Below are 19,995 nucleotides of genomic sequence, written 5' to 3'. Positions count from 1 at the left end.
TTTTGTACGGCAGTCGCGTTGCACTCGTCCGTCAGGTGTGCCTGGTAATTCTCAAAAATATCGTTAGATCTTAGGAGTCTGAAATGGCAAAAGGTAAATTCGAACGGACCAAGCCGCACGTAAACGTCGGCACCATCGGTCACGTTGACCACGGCAAAACCACGCTGACGGCTGCAATCGCGACCGTCCTGTCGAAGAAATTCGGCGGCGAAGCCAAGGCCTACGACCAGATCGACGCGGCACCAGAAGAAAAAGCACGCGGCATCACCATCAACACCGCGCACGTCGAGTACGAGACCGAAAACCGTCACTACGCTCACGTTGACTGCCCAGGCCACGCCGACTACATCAAGAACATGATTACCGGTGCTGCGCAGATGGACGGCGCGATCCTGGTGTGCTCGGCCGCTGACGGCCCAATGCCACAGACCCGCGAGCACATCCTGCTGGCCCGTCAAGTTGGCGTTCCATACATCATCGTGTTCCTGAACAAGTGCGACCTGGTCGACGACGCAGAACTGCTGGAACTGGTCGAAATGGAAGTTCGTGAGCTTCTGTCGAAGTACGAGTTCCCAGGCGACGACGTCCCAATCATCAAGGGTTCGGCACGTATGGCCCTCGAAGGCAAGCCGGGCGAAATGGGTGAAGAATGCATCACCCGTCTGGCTGAAGCCCTCGACACCTACATCCCAACGCCAGAGCGCGCTGTTGACGGTGCGTTCCTGATGCCAGTGGAAGACGTGTTCTCCATCTCGGGTCGCGGTACCGTTGTGACCGGTCGTGTCGAGCGCGGCGTCGTCAAAGTCGGCGAAGAAATCGAAATCGTCGGTATCATCGACACCGTCAAGACCACTTGCACCGGCGTGGAAATGTTCCGCAAGCTGCTGGACCAGGGTCAAGCTGGCGACAACGTCGGCCTGCTGCTGCGCGGTACCAAGCGTGAAGATGTCCAGCGTGGTCAGGTCCTGGCAAAGCCAGGTTCGATCAAGCCGCACAACCACTTCACCGGCGAGATCTACGTTCTGTCGAAAGATGAAGGCGGCCGTCACACCCCGTTCTTCAACAACTATCGTCCACAGTTCTACTTCCGTACGACTGACGTGACCGGTTCGATCGAGCTGCCAGCAGACAAAGAAATGGTCATGCCAGGCGACAACGTGTCGATCACCGTCAAGCTGATCAACCCGATCGCGATGGAAGAAGGTCTGCGTTTCGCAATCCGTGAAGGCGGCCGTACTGTCGGCGCCGGCGTGGTCGCAAAGATTCTGCCTAACTAAGCAGAGCAGAGGGAAACGGAAGTCATTTCCGTTTCCCTCGAACAGCATTGTCAGTGAGCGCGCGCTTGCTGTATAATGTTGGATTCAGCTGGAAGTTTTCGTAGGGGTGTAGCTCAATTGGCAGAGCGTCGGTCTCCAAAACCGAAGGTCGCGGGTTCGATTCCCTCCGCCCCTGCCACCGAATTCTGGTGCCAGGCACCGAAAGTAAAGAAGAATGTCTAATCAATCCGTGCAAACTGTCAGCACCTCGAATGACAAGTTCAAGGTCGCGCTGGCGGTGGTTGCAGCGATTGCAGGCGTCGTCGGGTTCTTTTACCTGACAGGCCAGAACAAACCAGCCTTGGTCGCCGCAGGCGCCCTTTTGGCTGGTTTAGTTTTTGCTGTCCTGCTTTTGTGGACTTCCACCACTGGCCGTGATTTCCTGAGCTTTGCCAAGGAATCGGTGCGCGAGACCAAGAAGGTCGTTTGGCCGACCCGCCGCGAAGCCTTGCAGATCACCGGCATCGTGTTTGCCTTTGTGGTTGTGATGGCGATTTTCCTGTGGGGCACCGACAAGATTCTCGAGCTCCTGTTGTACGACTTTGTCCTGGGTTGGAAATAAACATGAGCGAAAACGTACAAGAAGATACCGCGCCGGAAGAGATTCCGGCGGCCGGCGCTCCGGCGGCCGGCGCTCCGGAAGAAGGCGTTCCAGAGCAGGAAGCAGCACCAGAAGCAGCTGCACCCGTGAGTGTCCCGGTCAGCAACAAGCGCTGGTACGTCGTTCACGTCTACTCGGGTATGGAAAAGAGCGTGATGCGCGCCCTGACCGAGCGAATCGAACGCGGCGGCATGCAAGAACAGTTTGGCCAGATCCTGGTGCCAACCGAGGAAGTTGTCGAGATGCGCAACGGCACCAAGGCCGTTACCGAGCGCCGCTTCTTCCCGGGTTATGTGCTGGTTGAGATGGAAATGACCGACGAAACCTGGCACCTGGTGAAGAACACCAGCAAAGTCACCGGTTTCATCGGCGGCAAGTCGAACAAGCCGACCCCAATCCCGGCGCGCGAGATCGACAAGATCATGCAGCAGGTCCAGGAAGGTGTCGAGAAGCCTCGGCCAAAGACGCTCTACGAAGTGGGCGAACAGGTCCGTATCAAGGAAGGCCCGTTCACCGATTTCAACGGCAACGTCGAAGAAGTCAATTACGAAAAGTCGAAGGTGCGAGTTTCTGTTACCATCTTCGGCCGCGCGACTCCAGTCGAACTGGAGTTCGGGCAAGTCGAGAAAGTCTAAACGCCATAATCGGAGCGTCGCAGCAGGTAGGCGGAATCCGGTAAGAGGAGCCCCGCCGGAGACGAGTAGTCGCGGTGGGGCGCTACTACTCAAGTCAAAGATAGGAGCCTTTCATGGCAAAGAAAATCATTGGCTTTATCAAGCTGCAAGTTCCAGCTGGTAAAGCAAACCCATCCCCACCGATCGGTCCAGCACTGGGTCAGCGCGGTCTGAACATCATGGAATTCTGCAAGGCGTTCAACGCCCAGACCCAGGGTGTCGAGCCAGGCATGCCAATCCCGGTCGTGATCACCGCGTTCGCCGACAAGTCGTTCACCTTCGTGATGAAGACCCCACCGGCAACGTACCTGATCAAGAAAGCCGCTGGCATCACCAAGGGTTCGGCCAAGCCGCATACCGACAAGGTTGCATCGCTGACCCGCGCTCAAGCTGAAGAAATCGCAAAAACCAAGCAGCCGGACCTGACCGCCGCCGACATGGACGCAGCAGTGCGTATCATCGCTGGCTCGGCACGTTCGATGGGCATCACGGTGGAGGGTCTGTAATGGCTAAGCTGTCCAAACGCGTCAAAGCTATCAAAGCTAAAGTAGACCGCAATAAAGTCTACGCCTTCGACAACGGTCTGTCGCTGGTTAAAGAATTCGCCACTGCCAAGTTCAACGAGTCGATCGACGTCTCGGTGCAACTGGGCGTGGACCCAAAGAAGTCGGACCAGGTGGTTCGCGGTTCGGTCGTGCTGCCAGCAGGCACCGGCAAGACCGTGCGCGTTGCTGTGTTCGCAACGGGCGAGAAGGCTGAAGCTGCACGTGCAGCCGGTGCCGACATCGTCGGTATGGAAGACCTGGCCGAGCGCGTCAAAGCCGGCGACATGCCTTTCGATATCGTCATCGCGTCGCCAGACACCATGCGTATCGTCGGTACCCTGGGTCAGATCCTGGGCCCACGTGGCCTGATGCCTAACCCGAAAGTCGGCACCGTGACCCCAGACGTCGCAACCGCCGTCAAGAACGCCAAAGCCGGTCAGGTCCAGTACCGTACCGACAAGGCAGGTATCGTTCACGCAACGATCGGCCGTGCATCGTTCACCGACGAAGATCTGAAGAGCAACCTGGTTGCCCTGATCGACGCCCTGAACAAAGCCAAGCCAACCACGTCGAAAGGTGTGTACCTGCGCAAGGTCGCCCTGTCGTCGACGATGGGGGCTGGCGTGCGCATCGATCACGCTTCGATCGCTGCTGCTTAAGAACGTCATCCCCGCCCTCGCCGGGCGCCTTGGCGGGGACCTAATTCAAGCCCCTACAGTTTATCGTAGGGCATATCTTTGGGCTGTCGCAGTAACTGATCGCTGCGGCAGACAATCAAAGACCGTTGGGCCAAGTGCAGAGGTTGGGCATGCGGTTAAAAGACAACCCAACGCAGATGGTGTACCCGAACAAGTTTTGTAGTCCAGCTGCGTGAATTCATCCGCTCAGTTTAAGGCTTCTTAACTTCGGACGCCGTGTGTTCGAACCGATGTGAACATCTCGTTCTCATCATTTAAGGAGATTGACCGTGGGTCTTAATCTGAATGACAAAAAGGCCGTCGTCGAAGAAGTTTCCGCAAAAGTAGCATCTGCGCAAACCATCGTCGTCGCCGAGTACCGTGGCATCCAGGTTAGTCACTTGACCAAGCTCCGTGCATCCGCACGTGCCCAGGGCGTGTACCTGCGTGTTCTGAAGAACACGCTGGCTCGTCGCTCTGTCGAGGGCACGCAGTTTGCCTCGCTGGCTGATTCCATGACCGGTCCGCTGATCTATTCGATCTCGGACGATGCCGTTGCAGCAGCTAAAGTCATCAATGACTTCGCTAAAACCAACGACAAGCTGGTCATCAAAGCCGGTAACTACGCAGGTAAGCAGCTCGACGTAGCTGGCGTTACCTCGTTGGCAAGCATCCCATCCCGTGAAGTTCTCATCTCGCAGCTGTTGGGCGTTATGTTGGCTCCGGTGTCGGGCTTTGCACGTGGTCTGGCTGCCCTGGCAGCGAAAAAAGGCGAAGGTTCTTCCGAAGCAGCTCCGGCCGCAGAAGAAGCTCCTGCAGAAGCGTAAGCTTCCCTTTTTTTTCAAGTACCAACCTGAACTACATACAAATCAAAACTGGAGTTTCAAATGGCAATTAGCAAAGACGATATCCTGAACGCAGTGAGCGAAATGTCCGTCATGGACCTGAACGAACTGGTCAAGGCATTCGAAGAGAAGTTCGGCGTGTCGGCAGCTGCAATGGCAGCTCCTGCAGCCGGTGGTGGCGCTGGCGCCGCTGCTGCTGAAGAGCAGACCGAGTTCAACGTTGTTCTGACCGAAATCGGCGCGAACAAAGTCGGCGTCATCAAGGCAGTCCGTGAAATCACCGGTCTGGGCCTGAAAGAAGCCAAAGACGTCGTCGACGGCGCTCCTAAGACGGTCAAAGAAGCCCTGCCAAAAGCAGAAGCTGAAGCCGCCAAGAAGAAGCTGGAAGATGCAGGCGCCAAGGCTGAACTGAAGTAATACATAGGCAAAGGGTGCTGTTCGCAGCACCTGATGCGGGAGTCAAAGCTTGCAAAACTTGCCGGAAGGCGGGAATTGCGGCTTTGGCTCTTTTGTCGTCCCTGCGACAGACGTCGCCAAGGAATGACAGAATAGAGGCGGCAACACCGGCTCAGAAATATCGTAACACAGCAGTTTGCTTGTCCTTTTCATCTGGCGCGAAAGAGTAAAGACTTCAGGAATTGTGTGTGGTGGTGGCGCGTGCCACTGGCAAATCCTGAATTCTTCATCCTTTCTGTCACTCACGGAGTGTCCATGCACTACTCATTTACTGAGAAGAAGCGTATTCGCAAGTCGTTCGCGAAACGCGCCAACGTTCACAACGTTCCCTACCTGCTGGCTACCCAGCTGGAATCCTACGAGAACTTCCTCCAGGCTGATGCTGTCCCATCGGGACGCAAGGCCGAGGGTCTGCAGTCGGCTTTTTCTTCGATCTTCCCTATCGTGTCGCACAATGGTTTTGCGCGCCTCGAGTTCCTGTCGTATGTGCTGGGTGACCCTGCGTTTGACGTGAAAGAGTGCCAGCAGCGTGGCCTGACCTTCGCGTCGCCGCTGCGCGCCAAGGTGCGTCTGGTGATCCTGGACAAGGAATCGCCGACCAAGCCGGTCGTCAAGGAAATGAAGGAACAAGAAGTCTACATGGGCGAGCTGCCACTGATGACCACGAACGGTTCGTTCGTGATCAACGGCACCGAGCGCGTGATCGTATCCCAGCTGCACCGTTCGCCGGGCGTGTTCTTCGAGCACGACCGCGGCAAGACGCACTCGTCGGGCAAGCTCCTGTTCTCGGCACGGATCATTCCTTACCGCGGCTCGTGGCTCGACTTCGAGTTCGACCCGAAAGACATCCTGTTCTTCCGCGTCGACCGTCGCCGCAAGATGCCAGTGACGATCCTGCTCAAGGCCATCGGCATGACGCCGGAACAGATCCTGGCGAACTTCTTCGTCTTCGACAACTTCGTCGTGCGCAACGACGGCGGCGAACTCGAGTTCGTCCCCGAGCGTCTGCGCGGTGAAGTCGCGCGTTTCGACATCGTCGATCCGAAGTCGGGCAAGACCATTGTCACCAAGGACAAGCGTATCAACGCGAAGCACGTCCGTGACATCGAAGCTGCCGGCATCAAGACCATCTCGGTCCCTGAAGACTACCTGCTGGGCCGCGTGCTGGCCAAGAACATCGTCGACCAGGACACCGGTGAAGTCATCGCTGTCGCCAACGACGAGCTGACCGAAGAACTGCTGGGCAAGCTGCGCGATGCAGACGTGACCGAAATCCAGACGCTGTACACCAACGATCTGGACCAGGGCGGCTACATCTCGCAAACCCTGCGCACCGACGACACCGCTGACCGCACCGCGGCGCGCGTGGCGATCTACCGCATGATGCGTCCTGGCGAACCGCCAACCGAAGAATCGGTCGAAGCGCTGTTCAACGGCCTGTTCTACATGCCGGAACGCTACGACCTGTCGGCTGTCGGCCGCATGAAGTTCAACCGCCGTATCGGCCGTGATGAACTGACCGGCGACATGACCATGTCGAACGAAGACATCCTGGCCGTGATCAAGATCCTCGTCGAGCTGCGCAATGGCCGCGGCGAAGTCGATGACATCGATCACCTGGGTAACCGTCGCGTCCGTTGCGTCGGCGAGCTGGCAGAGAATCAATTCCGTGCTGGCCTGGTCCGCGTGGAACGTGCAGTCAAGGAACGTCTCGGCCAGGCCGAAGCGGACAACCTGATGCCGCATGACCTGATCAACAGCAAGCCGATTTCGGCCGCGATCCGTGAGTTCTTCGGTTCGTCGCAGCTGTCCCAGTTCATGGACCAGACCAACCCGCTGTCGGAAGTGACGCACAAGCGTCGCGTCTCGGCTCTGGGCCCTGGCGGTCTGACCCGCGAACGTGCTGGCTTCGAGGTGCGCGACGTGCACCCGACCCACTACGGCCGCGTGTGCCCGATCGAAACGCCTGAAGGCCCGAACATCGGTCTGATCAACTCGCTGGCACTGTACGCCCGCCTGAATGAATACGGCTTCCTGGAAACCCCGTACCGCAAGGTCGATGGTTCGAAGGTCACCGATCAGATCGATTACCTGTCGGCCATCGAAGAAGGCCGCTACATCATTGCGCAGGCAAACGCCGCGATCAATGAAAACGGCCAACTGATCGACGAGCTGGTCTCGTCGCGTGAAGCCGGCGAAACGATCCTGGTCTCGCCAGAGCGCGTCCAATACATGGACGTTGCACCAGGCCAGATCGTGTCGGTCGCTGCCTCGCTGATTCCGTTCCTGGAACACGATGATGCGAACCGTGCACTGATGGGCGCCAACATGCAGCGTCAGGCCGTGCCTTGCCTGCGTCCTGAGAAGGCCGTTGTCGGTACCGGTATCGAACGCACCGTGGCAGTTGACTCGGGTACCACCGTGCAGGCTCTGCGTGGCGGTATGGTCGACTACATCGATGCGGGTCGCGTCGTCATTCGTGTGAACGATGATGAAGCACAGGCTGGTGAAGTCGGCGTCGACATCTACAACCTGATCAAGTACACCCGTTCGAACCAGAACACCAACATCAACCAGCGTCCGATCGTGCAGGTTGGTGACCGCGTCGCCCGTGGCGACGTGATCGCCGACGGCGCATCGACCGACCTGGGCGAACTGGCCCTGGGTCAGAACATGCTGGTGGCGTTCATGCCGTGGAACGGTCTGAACTTCGAAGATTCGATCCTGATCTCGGAAAACGTCGTCAAGGATGACCGCTACACCTCGATTCACATCGAAGAGCTGTCGGTCGTCGCACGTGACACCAAGCTGGGCGCGGAAGAAATCACCCGCGACATCTCGAACCTGGCAGAAAACCAGCTGGCGCGCCTGGATGAATCGGGCATCGTCTACATCGGCGCCGAAGTGCAGGCTGGCGACGTGCTGGTCGGTAAGGTCACGCCAAAAGGCGAGACCCAGCTGACACCAGAAGAAAAGCTGTTGCGCGCGATCTTCGGCGAAAAAGCGTCGGACGTGAAAGACACCTCGCTGCGCGTGCCTTCGGGCATGGTCGGCACCGTGATCGACGTGCAAGTGTTCACCCGCGAAGGCATCCAGCGTGACAAGCGCGCCCAGCAGATCATCGACGATGAACTCAAGCGCTATCGCCTGGACCTGAACGACCAGATGCGTATTGTCGAGGGCGATGCCTTCGAGCGTCTGGAGCGCATGCTGATCGGCAAGATCGTCAATGGCGGTCCGAAGAAGATGGCCAAGGGCGCGGCGATCACTGCCGAGTACCTGGCGGACCTGGACAAGTTCCACTGGTTCGACATCCGTCCGGCAGAAGACGACACCGCGAACGCCCTCGAAGCGATCAAGGAATCGATCAACGAGAAGCGTCACCAGTTCGATCTGGCCTTCGAAGAGAAGCGCAAGAAGCTGACGCAAGGCGACGAGCTGCAGCCAGGCGTGCAGAAGATGGTCAAGGTCTACCTGGCCGTCAAGCGCCGCCTGCAGTCGGGCGACAAGATGGCCGGCCGTCACGGTAACAAGGGTGTGGTCTCGCGTATCGTGCCAGTGGAAGACATGCCGTTCATGGCGGACGGTCGTCCTGCTGACGTCGTGCTGAACCCGCTGGGCGTGCCATCGCGCATGAACGTCGGTCAGATCCTGGAAACCCACCTCGGTTGGGCGGCCAAGGGCCTGGGCTGGCGCATCGGCGAAATGCTGCAGGCGCAAGCGAAGGCACAAGACCTGCGCGTGTTCCTGGACAAGATCTACAACGAAACCGGCCGCAAGGAAGACCTGGACAGCTTCAGCGATGAAGAGATCCTGACCCTGGCGGGCAACCTCAAGAACGGCGTGCCGTTCGCGACCCCGGTCTTCGATGGCGCCCACGAAGAAGACATTCGTCGTATGCTGGACCTGGCGTTCCCGGACGACATCGCTGCGAACCTCGGCATGACCCCGTCGAAGAACCAGGTCACGATGTTCGACGGCCGCACCGGCGAAGCATTCGAGCGCAAGGTCACCGTTGGCTTCATGCACATGCTGAAGCTGCATCACCTGGTCGACGACAAGATGCACGCGCGTTCGACTGGTCCGTACTCGCTCGTGACGCAGCAGCCACTGGGCGGTAAAGCCCAGTTCGGCGGCCAGCGCTTCGGTGAGATGGAGGTGTGGGCACTTGAAGCGTACGGCGCATCGTACGTGCTGCAAGAGATGCTGACTGTGAAGTCGGATGACGTGAACGGCCGTACGAAGGTCTACGAGAACCTGGTCAAAGGCGACCACGTGATCGAAGCCGGCATGCCAGAGTCGTTCAACGTGCTGGTGAAGGAAATCCGTTCGCTGGGTATCGATATCGATCTCGAGCGCAACTAAGCAGGCAGCAAGGCCGCCAGCCTTCGGGCACGGCCTGCGCCTTCAAAACGTCGTTCCCGCGCAGGCGGGAACCTAAGCCCGGTAAGTCACCGGCAAACTTGGATTCCCGCCTGCGCGGGAATGACAGTTTTAAGGGTAGTGGGCTTGGCAAGCACTGGCGAAAATCAGTGAGGAGCTGGCGGCAAGCAAGTCAGTAAAGAATTCAATCACCTGGAGTGATACATGAAAGCACTGCTCGATCTATTCAAGCAAGTTCAGCAAAACGAAAGTTTCGACGCCATCAAGATTGGCCTGGCGTCGCCTGAAAAAATCCGTTCGTGGTCGTTCGGCGAAGTCAAGAAGCCGGAAACCATCAACTACCGCACGTTCAAGCCTGAGCGCGATGGCCTGTTCTGCGCCAAGATCTTTGGTCCTATCAAGGACTACGAATGCCTGTGCGGCAAATACAAGCGCCTGAAGCACCGCGGCGTGATCTGCGAGAAGTGCGGCGTTGAAGTCACGCTGGCCAAGGTGCGCCGTGAGCGCATGGGCCACATCGAGCTGGCCTCGCCAGTCGCGCACATCTGGTTCCTGAAGTCGCTGCCATCGCGTCTGGGCATGGTCCTGGACATGACGCTGCGGGACATCGAACGCGTGCTGTACTTCGAAGCATACGTCGTCACCGATCCAGGCATGACCCCGCTCAAGAAGAGCCAGATCATGTCGGAAGACGACTACGCCGCCAAGTACGAAGAGTACGGCGACGACTTCACCGCATTCATGGGCGCCGAAGGTATCCGTGAACTGCTGCGCTCGATCGACATCCACCGCGATGCCGACGCGCTGCGCGTGGAACTCAAAGAGTCGAAGTCCGAAGCCAAGATCAAGAAGTACGCCAAGCGCCTGAAAGTGCTCGAAGCGTTCCAGCGTTCGGGCATCAAGCCTGAATGGATGATCATGGAAGTTCTGCCGGTCCTGCCGCCAGAACTGCGTCCGCTCGTCCCGCTGGACGGTGGCCGTTTCGCCACGTCCGACCTGAACGACCTGTATCGCCGCGTCATCAACCGTAATAACCGCCTGAAGCGCCTGATGGAACTGCGCGCACCAGAGATCATTACGCGTAACGAAAAGCGCATGCTGCAGGAAGCAGTCGATTCGCTGCTGGACAACGGCCGTCGCGGTAAAGCGATGACCGGTGCCAACAAGCGTCCGCTGAAGTCGCTGGCCGAGATGATCAAGGGTAAGGGCGGTCGTTTCCGTCAGAACTTGCTGGGCAAGCGCGTCGACTACTCGGGCCGTTCGGTCATCGTGGTGGGTCCACAGCTGAAACTGCACCAGTGCGGCCTGCCGAAACTGATGGCACTCGAGCTGTTCAAGCCATTCATCTTCAACAAGCTCGAACTGATGGGTCTGGCTACGACCATCAAGGCTGCGAAGAAGCTCGTCGAAGTGCAAGAGCCAGTGGTCTGGGACATCCTTGAAGAAGTCATCAAGGAACACCCGATCATGCTGAACCGTGCGCCGACGCTGCACCGTCTAGGTATCCAGGCGTTCGAGCCGGTCCTGATCGAAGGCAAGGCGATCCAGCTGCACCCACTCGTCTGCGCGGCGTTCAACGCCGACTTCGACGGTGACCAGATGGCTGTCCACGTCCCGCTGTCGATCGAAGCACAGATGGAAGCACGTACGCTGATGCTGGCGTCGAACAACATCCTGTTCCCATCGAACGGCGAACCGTCGATCGTGCCGTCCCAGGATATCGTGCTGGGTCTGTACTACGCATCGCGCGAGGCGATCAACGCCAAGGGCGAGGGCATGATGTTCCCGGACGTGTCGGAAGTCATCCGCGCGTACGACAACAAGGAAGTCGAACTGGCGACCCGCATCACCGTGCGTATCGTGGAATTCCCACGCAACGCCGAAGGTGGCTTCGACCAGACCCTGACCCGCTACGAGACCACGGTCGGCCGTGCGATCCTGTCCGAGATCCTGCCAAAAGGCTTGCCATTCTCGGTGCTGAATCGTTCGCTGAAGAAGAAAGAAATCTCGAAGCTGATCAACACGTCGTTCCGCAAGTGCGGTCTGCGTGCGACCGTCGTGTTTGCCGACAAGCTGATGCAGTCGGGCTTCCGCCTGGCAACGCGCGCCGGTATCTCGATCGCCGTCGACGACATGATGATCCCGGACGTCAAGAAGGGCATGATCGCTGCCGCTGAAGCCGAAGTGAAACAGATCGAGCAGCAGTACAGCTCGGGTCTGGTCACCGCCGGCGAGCGCTACAACAAGGTCGTCGACATCTGGGGCAAGACCTCCGATGAAGTCGGCAAGGCGATGATGGACCAGCTGAAAATCGAGCCGGTCACCAAGCGTGATGGCACCGAAGGCACCCAGGAATCGTTCAACGCGATTTACATGATGGCCGACTCGGGCGCCCGTGGTTCGGCAGCCCAGATTCGTCAGCTGGCCGGTATGCGTGGTCTGATGGCGAAGCCGGACGGTTCGATTATCGAAACGCCGATTACCGCGAACTTCCGCGAAGGCCTGAACGTGCTTCAGTACTTCATTTCGACCCACGGCGCTCGTAAAGGTCTGGCCGATACCGCGCTGAAGACCGCAAACTCGGGTTACCTGACCCGTCGTCTGGTCGACGTGACGCAGGATCTGGTGGTGATCGAGGACGATTGCGGCACCAACAACGGCACGCACATGAAGGCGCTGGTCGAAGGTGGTGAAGTCATCGAAGCCCTGCGCGACCGTATCCTCGGCCGTGTCACCGGTACCGATGTCGTCAATCCTGAAACCCAGGAAACCCTGTTCGAAGCCGGCACGCTGCTGGACGAAGACATGGTCGAAGAGATCGAACGCGTCGGCATCGACGAAGTGAAGGTCCGCACGCCACTGAACTGCGACACGCGCTTCGGCCTGTGCGCCAAGTGCTATGGTCGCGACCTGGGCCGCGGCATGCTGGTCAACAGCGGTGAAGCAGTCGGCGTCGTGGCAGCACAGTCGATTGGTGAGCCGGGTACCCAGCTGACCATGCGTACGTTCCACATCGGTGGTGCGGCATCGCGTGCAGCAGTGGCGTCGTCGGTCGAAGCCAAGTCCAACGGTACGGTTCGCTTCACGGCAACCATGCGTTACGTCACCAACGGCAAGGGCGCGCAAATCGTCATTACCCGTTCGGGCGAAGTGCTGATCACGGACGATCATGGCCGTGAGCGCGAGCGTCACAAGGTGCCGTACGGTGCGACCCTGATCGTCAAGGATGGCCAGGCTGTCAAAGCTGGTATCGCCCTGGCAACGTGGGATCCGCTGACCCGTCCGATCATCACCGAGTACGCTGGTACCATCCGCTTCGAAAACGTGGAAGAGGGCGTCACCGTTGCTCGCCAGGTGGACGATGTGACCGGTCTGTCGACCCTCGTCGCGATCGATCCGAAGCGTCGTGGTTCGGCTGGCAAGGTGCTGCGTCCGCAGGTCAAGCTGCTGAACGAAGAGAATCAGGAAGTCAAGATCGCGGGCACCGAACACGCCGTGGCCATTGGTTTCCAGGTCGGCTCGCTGATCATGGTCAAAGACGGTCAGCAAGTGTCCGTCGGTGAAGTGCTGGCACGTATCCCGACTGAATCGCAGAAGACGCGAGACATTACCGGTGGTCTGCCACGCGTTGCCGAGCTGTTCGAAGCACGCTCGCCAAAAGACGCCGGCATGCTGGCGGAAGTCACGGGTACTGTCGCATTCGGTAAAGAGACCAAGGGCAAGCAACGCCTTGAGATCACCGACATGGACGGCAACAAGCACGAGTTCCTGATCACCAAGGACAAGCAAGTGCTGGTCCACGATGGTCAAGTCGTGAACAAGGGCGAGATGATTGTCGACGGCCCAGCCGATCCGCAAGACATCCTGCGCCTCCTGGGTATCGAATCGCTGGCCCGCTACATCGTCGACGAAGTGCAGGACGTGTACCGTCTGCAAGGCGTGAAGATCAACGACAAGCACATCGAGGTGATCGTTCGCCAGATGCTGCGTCGTGTTCAGATCGTCGAAGCAGGCGACACCGACTACATCATCGGCGAGCAGGTCGAGCGTTCGGAGCTGCTGGACCAGAACGACCGCATGAATGCGGTGGGCAAGCTGCCGGCAACGTACGAAAACGTGCTGCTGGGTATTACCAAGGCATCGCTGTCGACCGATTCGTTCATCTCGGCCGCATCGTTCCAGGAAACCACCCGCGTGCTGACCGAAGCGGCGATCATGGGCAAGCGCGACGGTCTGCGCGGCCTGAAAGAGAACGTCATCGTCGGTCGCCTGATCCCGGGCGGTACGGGTCTGGCATTCCACCGCGCTCGCAAAGAGAAGGAAGTGTGGGAAGCGGAAGAGCGCCAGGCACTGCTGCAGCAAGAGAAGGCCAATATGGCCGCCGAGCTGCAAGCGATGGAAGACCAGCAAGTTGCTTCGGCTTCGGCTGAGCAGCACGACGACGGCGAGTAATCGTCTTAGTTGAAAATGAAACGGCACCCTGAGGGGTGCCGTTTTTTTTTGCCTGCGTTTTCGGTAAGCGCCGTCAACAGATACTGCCACCGATGCTCTTGCCGCTCACAAGGTCGAATCCGAAGCTGCACACGTAGTCGTTCTGTTTGCTCAAAGTGCAAGTCAGATGGTCGTGATCCTTGTGGCGGACTCGCATTCCGCTGCCTTCGGTGCACGGGTCATGCTTGTCCGGCCCAATGGCATCGAAGATCTGCCTGGCCGCATTGCCTTCGATGGAAAACACCACTTTCTTGTCGTTCGGCCTAGGCGCTATTGGATCCCCAAGTCCTCCGCCATAGATCCGGTACGAGGCAGCCGTCTGCAGATACGGCCCGGGATCGGTGTCAGCGGCGATCACAGGAGACGCGAGTAGAAAAATGAACGGGTATAAGCGCTGAATGTTCATGGAGGAGCCTCAACGTAGATCGATATGCACATGATTGCCGTACCTCTGGTGGCCTACGCTAGGCCGCGCTTTTTCGATGCCAGAAATAGCCCGCGAGTAGCCCACACAACGGCATGCCAAAAGCCGCATAGGCCTGCAGGAAGTAAACAGCGCCTTGTTCGAGGCGTAGGTGAGTGCCAACATCAGGTGAGTGAAGTTCCAGGAACAGAATTCCGAACCACAGCGCGACGGGTATGAAGCAGATGATGCCTAGCCACGGTTTTATGCGAGTACCGACGAAACAGACGATTGCTGCAGCCAGACCGATTTTCCAGAAGAGATCTGAAGAAGTCTCCTTGTCACTGACCTCGGCAAACACGGTCGCTGGGTAGACCAGGACGCTCAAAAAGGCGAGCTTCAACATTTTACGGTGAGTGGAATGTAGCATTCCGGACGCCCTTCTGATTGATGCCCTCGTTGGCTGGATGGCTTGATGGGATGCGCCACCCGAGGATAGTCAGCCATTCCGCATCGTTCTGACTTACGCGCAGTCAAGCCGGAAACCTGCTGCGGCGGCAGGCCGGGGCGCTGTCTTGGCTACGGCTCCGGAGCCCGCGACCTATCAGGTTGACCATGGTTGCCGAGCATCCTGTTGTGTTAGTTTGGCTATCTCACTATGGAGAATCCGCATGACCCAGCCACCGGCCCTGATCATCATTGACATGCAACAGGGCATGCAATCCGCGACCCTGCCACCTCGCAACAACCCGACCGCGGAGGGCATGATCGCGCGCCTGCACGCGGCTTGGCGGGTGGCAGGGTATCCAATCGTCAGCGTCCGCCACATCAGCCGCTCGCCGGCCTCCGTCTTCGCACCGGGACAATCCGGCGTTGAATTCCAGCCGCGCTTCCATCCAATGGTCCATGAACACGTGGTCGAAAAGAACGTTCCCGATGCCTTCATCCACACCGGCCTCGAGCGCTGGCTGCATGCGCGCGGCATTACCCACCTGGTGATCGTCGGCGTCAGCACCAACAACTCGGTCGAGGCGACTGCACGCACAGCAGGCAATCTGGGCTTTTCCACCATCGTCGTGTCGGATGCGACCTTCACGTTCGACAAGACGGATTTCGGCGGCACGCACCGCAGCGCCGAGGACGTCCATTTGATGGCTCTGGCGAACCTGCATGGCGAATACGCGGAAGTCATGTCGTCCGACGATGTACTGCGCCGCTACGCAATGGGCATCGCGTGATAGAGAAGTCGCCCCCAGCCCCGACCAGCGTCCCGTGTTCATTCCCTTGAAGCCCTGGTCAGCCGAACACCCCCTCCGCATGGAATGGTCTACACTCACTTGTCTTTTCAATATCCCGAAATTTTGCCAAGGAGTGAACCATGAACAAACAATGGATGAGTGCTGTCCTGTTCGGCGCCGTGTGCGCCTCCGCCAGCGCTGCCGACATGTCGGTCACGCTGAAAATGGCGACCGATAAAGGCGAAGGCGCCAGCATCGGTACCGTGAAGATCAGCGAAACCCAATACGGCGTCGTGTTCACTCCCGAGCTCAAGGACCTGACCCCTGGCCTGCACGGCTTCCACGTGCACGCCAATGGCAGCTGCGCGCCGAACCAGGCGGACGGCAAGACCGTCCCTGCAGGTGCCGCCGGCGGTCACCTCGACCCGGCCAACACCAAGAAACATAGCACCCCATGGGGCGATGGCCACCTGGGCGATCTGCCAGGCCTCTCCGTTGACGCCAAAGGCATGGCCACCAATCCGGTGCTGGCCCCGCGCATGAAAATGGCGGACCTCAAGGGCAAGGCTCTGATGGTGCACGTCGGTGGTGACAACCACGCCGATCATCCAGCACCGCTGGGTGGTGGCGGCGCCCGCATGGCTTGCGGCGTGATCCAGTAATCCCGTAGAAGAACAAGCAGCAAACGCGCAGGGCCCATCGCTTGTACACCAAGCGATGGGCCCTGCGCCATTTCAACCCTTCACTACGGCTGCGGATTCCAGCCTTCTCCGGCCCCAAACGCCGCAAACACCTGGGCGCGGTTCGAGAAGCCCGCTTCCACCTCATCGGCGCGCAGCAGGTAGCCGCCAACACGACGCGACAGGTCCAGCGGCACGCCGGCGAGGTCGGTGCTGCCGTACTCACGCCAGCCGCTCACCGCATTGGGCACCACCGGATTGGGTGCGGGCTGGCTGTTCACGCCCAGTCCGGCCCAGCCTGCGGGCGCCACATGCCGGTCCATCCGGGTGTTAATGAACGCGATGTTGTCGTAGCTCGCCGTGCCGCCCGGGCTGCGCGCCAGCCAGGTGGCGCCATCGGGCACTTCGCTTTTGAGCGGGCCGCGGCCCGGACCACGCGTCAGCGCGCTGTTGAGGAAGACAAAACCCTTGTCGGCCGGATTGATCACGCGTGCCTGCAGCACGTAGCCGCCGCTGGTCGGGCTGGACGTGTCGCCGATCGTGCGGATCTCGCTTTCTTCGAACAGCGCGGCGCGGCTGCCGCCCCAGATGAAGTCGACGTTGCCCGATACCAGGCTGCGGTAGAACCAGTTGAACCCCTTCAGGTTGAGTGTGTCCTGCTCGCTGTAGAACGCGCTGTTTTTGGCGATCAGGCGGCCGCCATCATTGTTGAAGTACAGCGTTTCGGCCTGACCTGTGGTGGGGCCGCGCAGTGTCGTGTTGTCGATGCTGAGGGTATCGAGCACGAGCATGTCCGATGTCTCGACCAGCATCACGGCGCGCCCGCCGGTCGCCGCTGCGGCAGCGTTTGCCACCTGGCTGGCACCGGTGAATGGATTGAGCGTGTTGTGGTTGGTATAGCGGATCACGACGCCATCACGGCTCTGGCCCACGATGCTGACATTGTCCTTACCACGCAAAAAGAGCAGCTCCTCGTACGCGCCATTCATCACCTTGATCGTCACCGGCTCGGCTTTGACGAAGTTCTGCATCGCGTAACTGAGCGCGCCCTGCACGGTGCGAAAATCGGCCACGCCGTCATCATCGACCGTCACGCTCGCGCCAGTCGGTGCAGCTGCGCGGGTGGTGAATGCCCATCCACCAGCCTTGCCGATGCCCCGGAACGGCACACCGCCAAGGCTGGTGCCGGTGAAGACGCCGTCGGCGATCGCCACGTAATACCCCGTGTTGTAATCCAGCTTGTTACTGTGCAACTTGATGGTTACCGTATTGCCGGCAATCTGGATCGGCGTCGTATTGACCTTGCGGATCTGGTCCTGGCCCGGGTAACCGATCATGTCAGTTTCAGCGGTCAGCTTGATCACGTCCACCAGCACATCGTCCGCCTGGCGGAAAATCCGGATCGTGCCGCCCGTGCCGAGGACCGGCGGCTTGTCGAACACCAGCTTGAGCGTGCTGTCGATATACGCTGCACTTTCCATTGCCGCCGGCACGGCGACACCGTCGAGCTGGTACACCTGGGTCGGCTGGACGAATTGTGGAGAAACCGTCACCGCAATCGACCGTGTCATGGTCGCATCCGAACCGGCCCGGAATACGATCTCGGCCGTGCCCGCGCCCACCGGTGCGATCGTGGCCATCGCGCCGTCGAGCGTGACGGTGGCCACCGCAGGATTGCTCGACTCGGTAGTGAAGCTGTCGGGCGTGCCGTCGGCCGCCACCGCAGTGACCTGCACCTGCAGTGGGGTGTCGCCAGCTTCTGCGGCCCAGGCCGGCGTGCCGGGGGCGAGCGTCAGTTGCACCGGTTTCATGCGCGGGTCGCCAATGCGCACGTCGTCGATCTGGAAGCTCTTGTTGGCCGTGTACAGGCCGACCCGACCGCGCGCGGCAAAGCTGCTGTCGGTGACCGAGCCGAGATTTTCACCGTCGAGATAGACCGTCAGCGTGGTGCCGACCATCTCGAATCGCACTGTATAGAACTGGGCATCCATCGCGATCGGTTTGCGCACTGCGCGCTGCCGGTTGAGTGCGCCGGCGAGCAGCTTGACGATCTCTACCTGGGTACTGGTGGTGGCATTCTGCACGTTCAAACCGGCGCCGTACCAGTTGTTGACATCGACGTAGCGGGTGACCAGGAACAGGAACTTGTTCCCGGTGGTGCCATTGGTCATCGGCCGGATGCGGGCTTCGACGAAGTAGTCGCCCGACGGCACGGCGCCCATCTCGCTGTCCTTGATCAGGGCCAGCACGCCGCCGGTGGTGGCCGCGGTGTATAGCAGCACCTTGTTGGCGCTGCCGGCAGCTTCGGTCACCACGCTGAAGGTGCCGTTCGGGCCGGGCAATGGCTTGAGGTCCCATTTGGCGCTGCCGCCAATCTGGAAGTCGTCGCAGAAGTAGAAGCCGGTTGCAGGGCAGGCCAGGGTCGGGCCGGTATCGACGACGACCTTGCCGGTGCCGCTGATGGTCGTCACCAGCTTGCCGCCACCGGCCTGTGCCAGCGCGTTGGCCTTGACCAGCGGGATTGGCCGCGCGCTGAAGGCGTACGGCGGGGTCCAGGTAACGGTCGTCGGCACGCCGCAGGCGCCGAGCGGTTTGGCGTTGAGCAGCGAACCGGTGTCCTTGAAGGCGCCGGGAATCGTGCCGCCGAAATTCTCGACGACGTCGCTGCAGGCGGTGGCGCCCGCGACCTCGAACACATTATTGTGCGACAGGATCTTGGCGGCATGGCCGACGCCAACGTAATAGCTGGTGGCGTAGACCGGGTGCGATGTCGAACCAGCATAGTAGTTGTTAAACAAGTGCACCTGGCCATAGCGCACGCGCGGTGCGCGGCTGGTAACGTCGCGGAACACGTTGTTGCTGAACGTGACGCGCAGCTTGCCCTCGTCAGCCGTTGCGCCGTCGCCGCTGCCGACCAGGTTGTTCTTGTTGTGTTCGCCGAAGACGTTGTACGACACGGTGACGTAGTCGGACGCGTTCGTGATATCGACCGCGCCGTCATGGCACTGCTTCACCTTGCCGTTCTCGACAGGCAGGAAATTGTCGGTGCGCGGCGCGTCGGTAAAGCTGTTGTGGTCGATCCAGACATGGCTCGAGCCCGTCACCGCGATGGCGTCGAAGGCGCTGTTCCAGTTGCCGCTCGAGCCGTCGTTCGGGTCCCAGACGGGCGCGACGTCGCACGGATTGACGAGCTTGAGGTTGCGGATGATGATTTGCGAGACGTTCGACAGGATGATGTGGCCGTTGACGATGCCCGCATTCGCGCCGCCGATCAGTGTCGTATTGCTTTTCAGGCGCACCGCGCCGCGCGCCGCCTGGTCCGCGTTGCTGGCATAGGGCTGGCCTTCGCTCATGTCGAGCACGCCGACGAGCTTGATGATCTTGTTGTCGACGCCGCCGTTCTGGATCGCCGCCAGCAGCTGGGCGCGGTTGGTCACCGTATAGATCTGGGATTCGACGGCATTCGCGCCGCCGACGGTGCCGCCAGCTTGGCTGGCCCAGCCGTCGGCAGGGGCGCCCTGGCGCGCCGGATCGACTGCGGCCGCAGCGTGTCCGCCGCTGGCAAAGAGTAGGGCAGCGCACAGCGCTGCATGCAAACCTGGATAGTGCATGTGGTTCTCCTAGTGGAGGAAATGAGGCCGCGAGCCCGCCGCCGCGCTTGACGCGCTGCCGGACTGTCCTTGAAT

14 protein-coding genes and 1 tRNA gene are annotated in these 19,995 nt (G+C 59.8%); 12 read left to right on the top strand and 3 right to left on the bottom strand.

From position 1 onward, the window contains the following. Positions 1-83: 83 nt before the first annotated feature. The 10 genes from tuf (at position 84) to rpoC (ending at position 13,949) form a co-directional block, all read left to right on the top strand. Entirely contained in the window at positions 84-1,277 is a 1,194-nt protein-coding gene (gene tuf, locus HD842_RS11320; RefSeq protein ID WP_183554297.1) for an elongation factor Tu, read from the top strand. A gap of 102 nt (positions 1,278-1,379) precedes the next feature. Next, positions 1,380-1,455 (top strand) — tRNA-Trp (locus HD842_RS11315). Between the two features lie 36 nt (positions 1,456-1,491). Then, positions 1,492-1,878 carry a preprotein translocase subunit SecE gene (gene secE / locus HD842_RS11310; protein ID WP_183554440.1) on the top strand — a complete coding sequence of 129 codons (387 nt, stop codon included), beginning with the start codon at positions 1,492-1,494 and terminating at the stop codon, positions 1,876-1,878. A gap of 2 nt (positions 1,879-1,880) precedes the next feature. Further along, on the top strand, positions 1,881-2,552 hold the full coding sequence (gene nusG, locus HD842_RS11305) for a transcription termination/antitermination protein NusG (RefSeq protein WP_221290462.1): 672 nt from the start codon (positions 1,881-1,883) through the stop codon (positions 2,550-2,552). A gap of 113 nt (positions 2,553-2,665) precedes the next feature. Further along, on the top strand, positions 2,666-3,097 hold the full coding sequence (gene rplK, locus HD842_RS11300; RefSeq protein WP_137172442.1) for a 50S ribosomal protein L11: 432 nt from the start codon (positions 2,666-2,668) through the stop codon (positions 3,095-3,097). Beyond that, positions 3,097-3,795: a 50S ribosomal protein L1 gene (rplA, locus tag HD842_RS11295; protein WP_183554438.1), complete on the top strand. Its 699-nt coding sequence runs from the start codon at positions 3,097-3,099 to the stop codon at positions 3,793-3,795. The genes rplK and rplA overlap by 1 nt, the downstream gene beginning before the upstream one ends. 308 nt (positions 3,796-4,103) lie before the next feature. Then, positions 4,104-4,640, top strand: a complete 537-nt coding sequence (gene rplJ / locus HD842_RS11290) for a 50S ribosomal protein L10 (protein ID WP_183554436.1) — start codon at positions 4,104-4,106, stop codon at positions 4,638-4,640. 60 nt (positions 4,641-4,700) lie between these two features. Beyond that, positions 4,701-5,075, top strand: a complete 375-nt coding sequence (gene rplL / locus HD842_RS11285) for a 50S ribosomal protein L7/L12 (protein WP_183554434.1) — start codon at positions 4,701-4,703, stop codon at positions 5,073-5,075. Between the two features lie 294 nt (positions 5,076-5,369). After that, positions 5,370-9,479, top strand: a complete 4,110-nt coding sequence (gene rpoB, locus HD842_RS11280) for a DNA-directed RNA polymerase subunit beta (protein ID WP_183554432.1) — start codon at positions 5,370-5,372, stop codon at positions 9,477-9,479. A gap of 222 nt (positions 9,480-9,701) precedes the next feature. Then, positions 9,702-13,949, top strand: coding sequence for a DNA-directed RNA polymerase subunit beta' (gene rpoC / locus HD842_RS11275; protein ID WP_183554430.1), 4,248 nt, complete (start codon positions 9,702-9,704; stop codon positions 13,947-13,949). 73 nt (positions 13,950-14,022) lie between these two features. Here rpoC and HD842_RS11270 read toward each other — a convergent pair whose 3' ends face one another. After that, positions 14,023-14,394 carry a hypothetical protein gene (locus HD842_RS11270; RefSeq protein WP_183554428.1) on the bottom strand — a complete coding sequence of 124 codons (372 nt, stop codon included), beginning with the start codon at positions 14,392-14,394 and terminating at the stop codon, positions 14,023-14,025. 58 nt (positions 14,395-14,452) lie between these two features. Beyond that, the gene (locus tag HD842_RS11265) at positions 14,453-14,797 is read right to left on the bottom strand and encodes a hypothetical protein (RefSeq protein ID WP_183554426.1); all 345 of its coding nucleotides are present in this window, start codon (positions 14,795-14,797) and stop codon (positions 14,453-14,455) included. 265 nt (positions 14,798-15,062) lie between these two features. Here HD842_RS11265 and HD842_RS11260 point away from each other — a divergent pair, with 265 nt between their 5' ends. Together HD842_RS11260 and sodC are read left to right on the top strand one after the other, a co-directional pair. Continuing rightward, positions 15,063-15,629, top strand: coding sequence for a cysteine hydrolase family protein (locus HD842_RS11260; protein WP_183554424.1), 567 nt, complete (start codon positions 15,063-15,065; stop codon positions 15,627-15,629). Positions 15,630-15,769: 140 nt separating this feature from the next. Next, positions 15,770-16,291, top strand: a complete 522-nt coding sequence (gene sodC, locus HD842_RS11255; protein WP_183554422.1) for a superoxide dismutase family protein — start codon at positions 15,770-15,772, stop codon at positions 16,289-16,291. A gap of 83 nt (positions 16,292-16,374) precedes the next feature. Here sodC and HD842_RS11250 read toward each other — a convergent pair whose 3' ends face one another. Beyond that, complete coding sequence (locus tag HD842_RS11250) at positions 16,375-19,920, bottom strand: pectinesterase family protein (RefSeq protein WP_183554420.1); 3,546 nt, start codon at positions 19,918-19,920, stop codon at positions 16,375-16,377. Positions 19,921-19,995 lie beyond the last annotated feature (75 nt).

The sequence above is a fragment of the Massilia aurea genome, from assembly GCF_014200505.1.
Classification (GTDB): domain Bacteria; phylum Pseudomonadota; class Gammaproteobacteria; order Burkholderiales; family Burkholderiaceae_D; genus Telluria; species Telluria aurea_B.
Note: the sequence above shows the minus strand (reverse complement) of the source record. Positions and strands in the feature narration are given on the sequence as shown.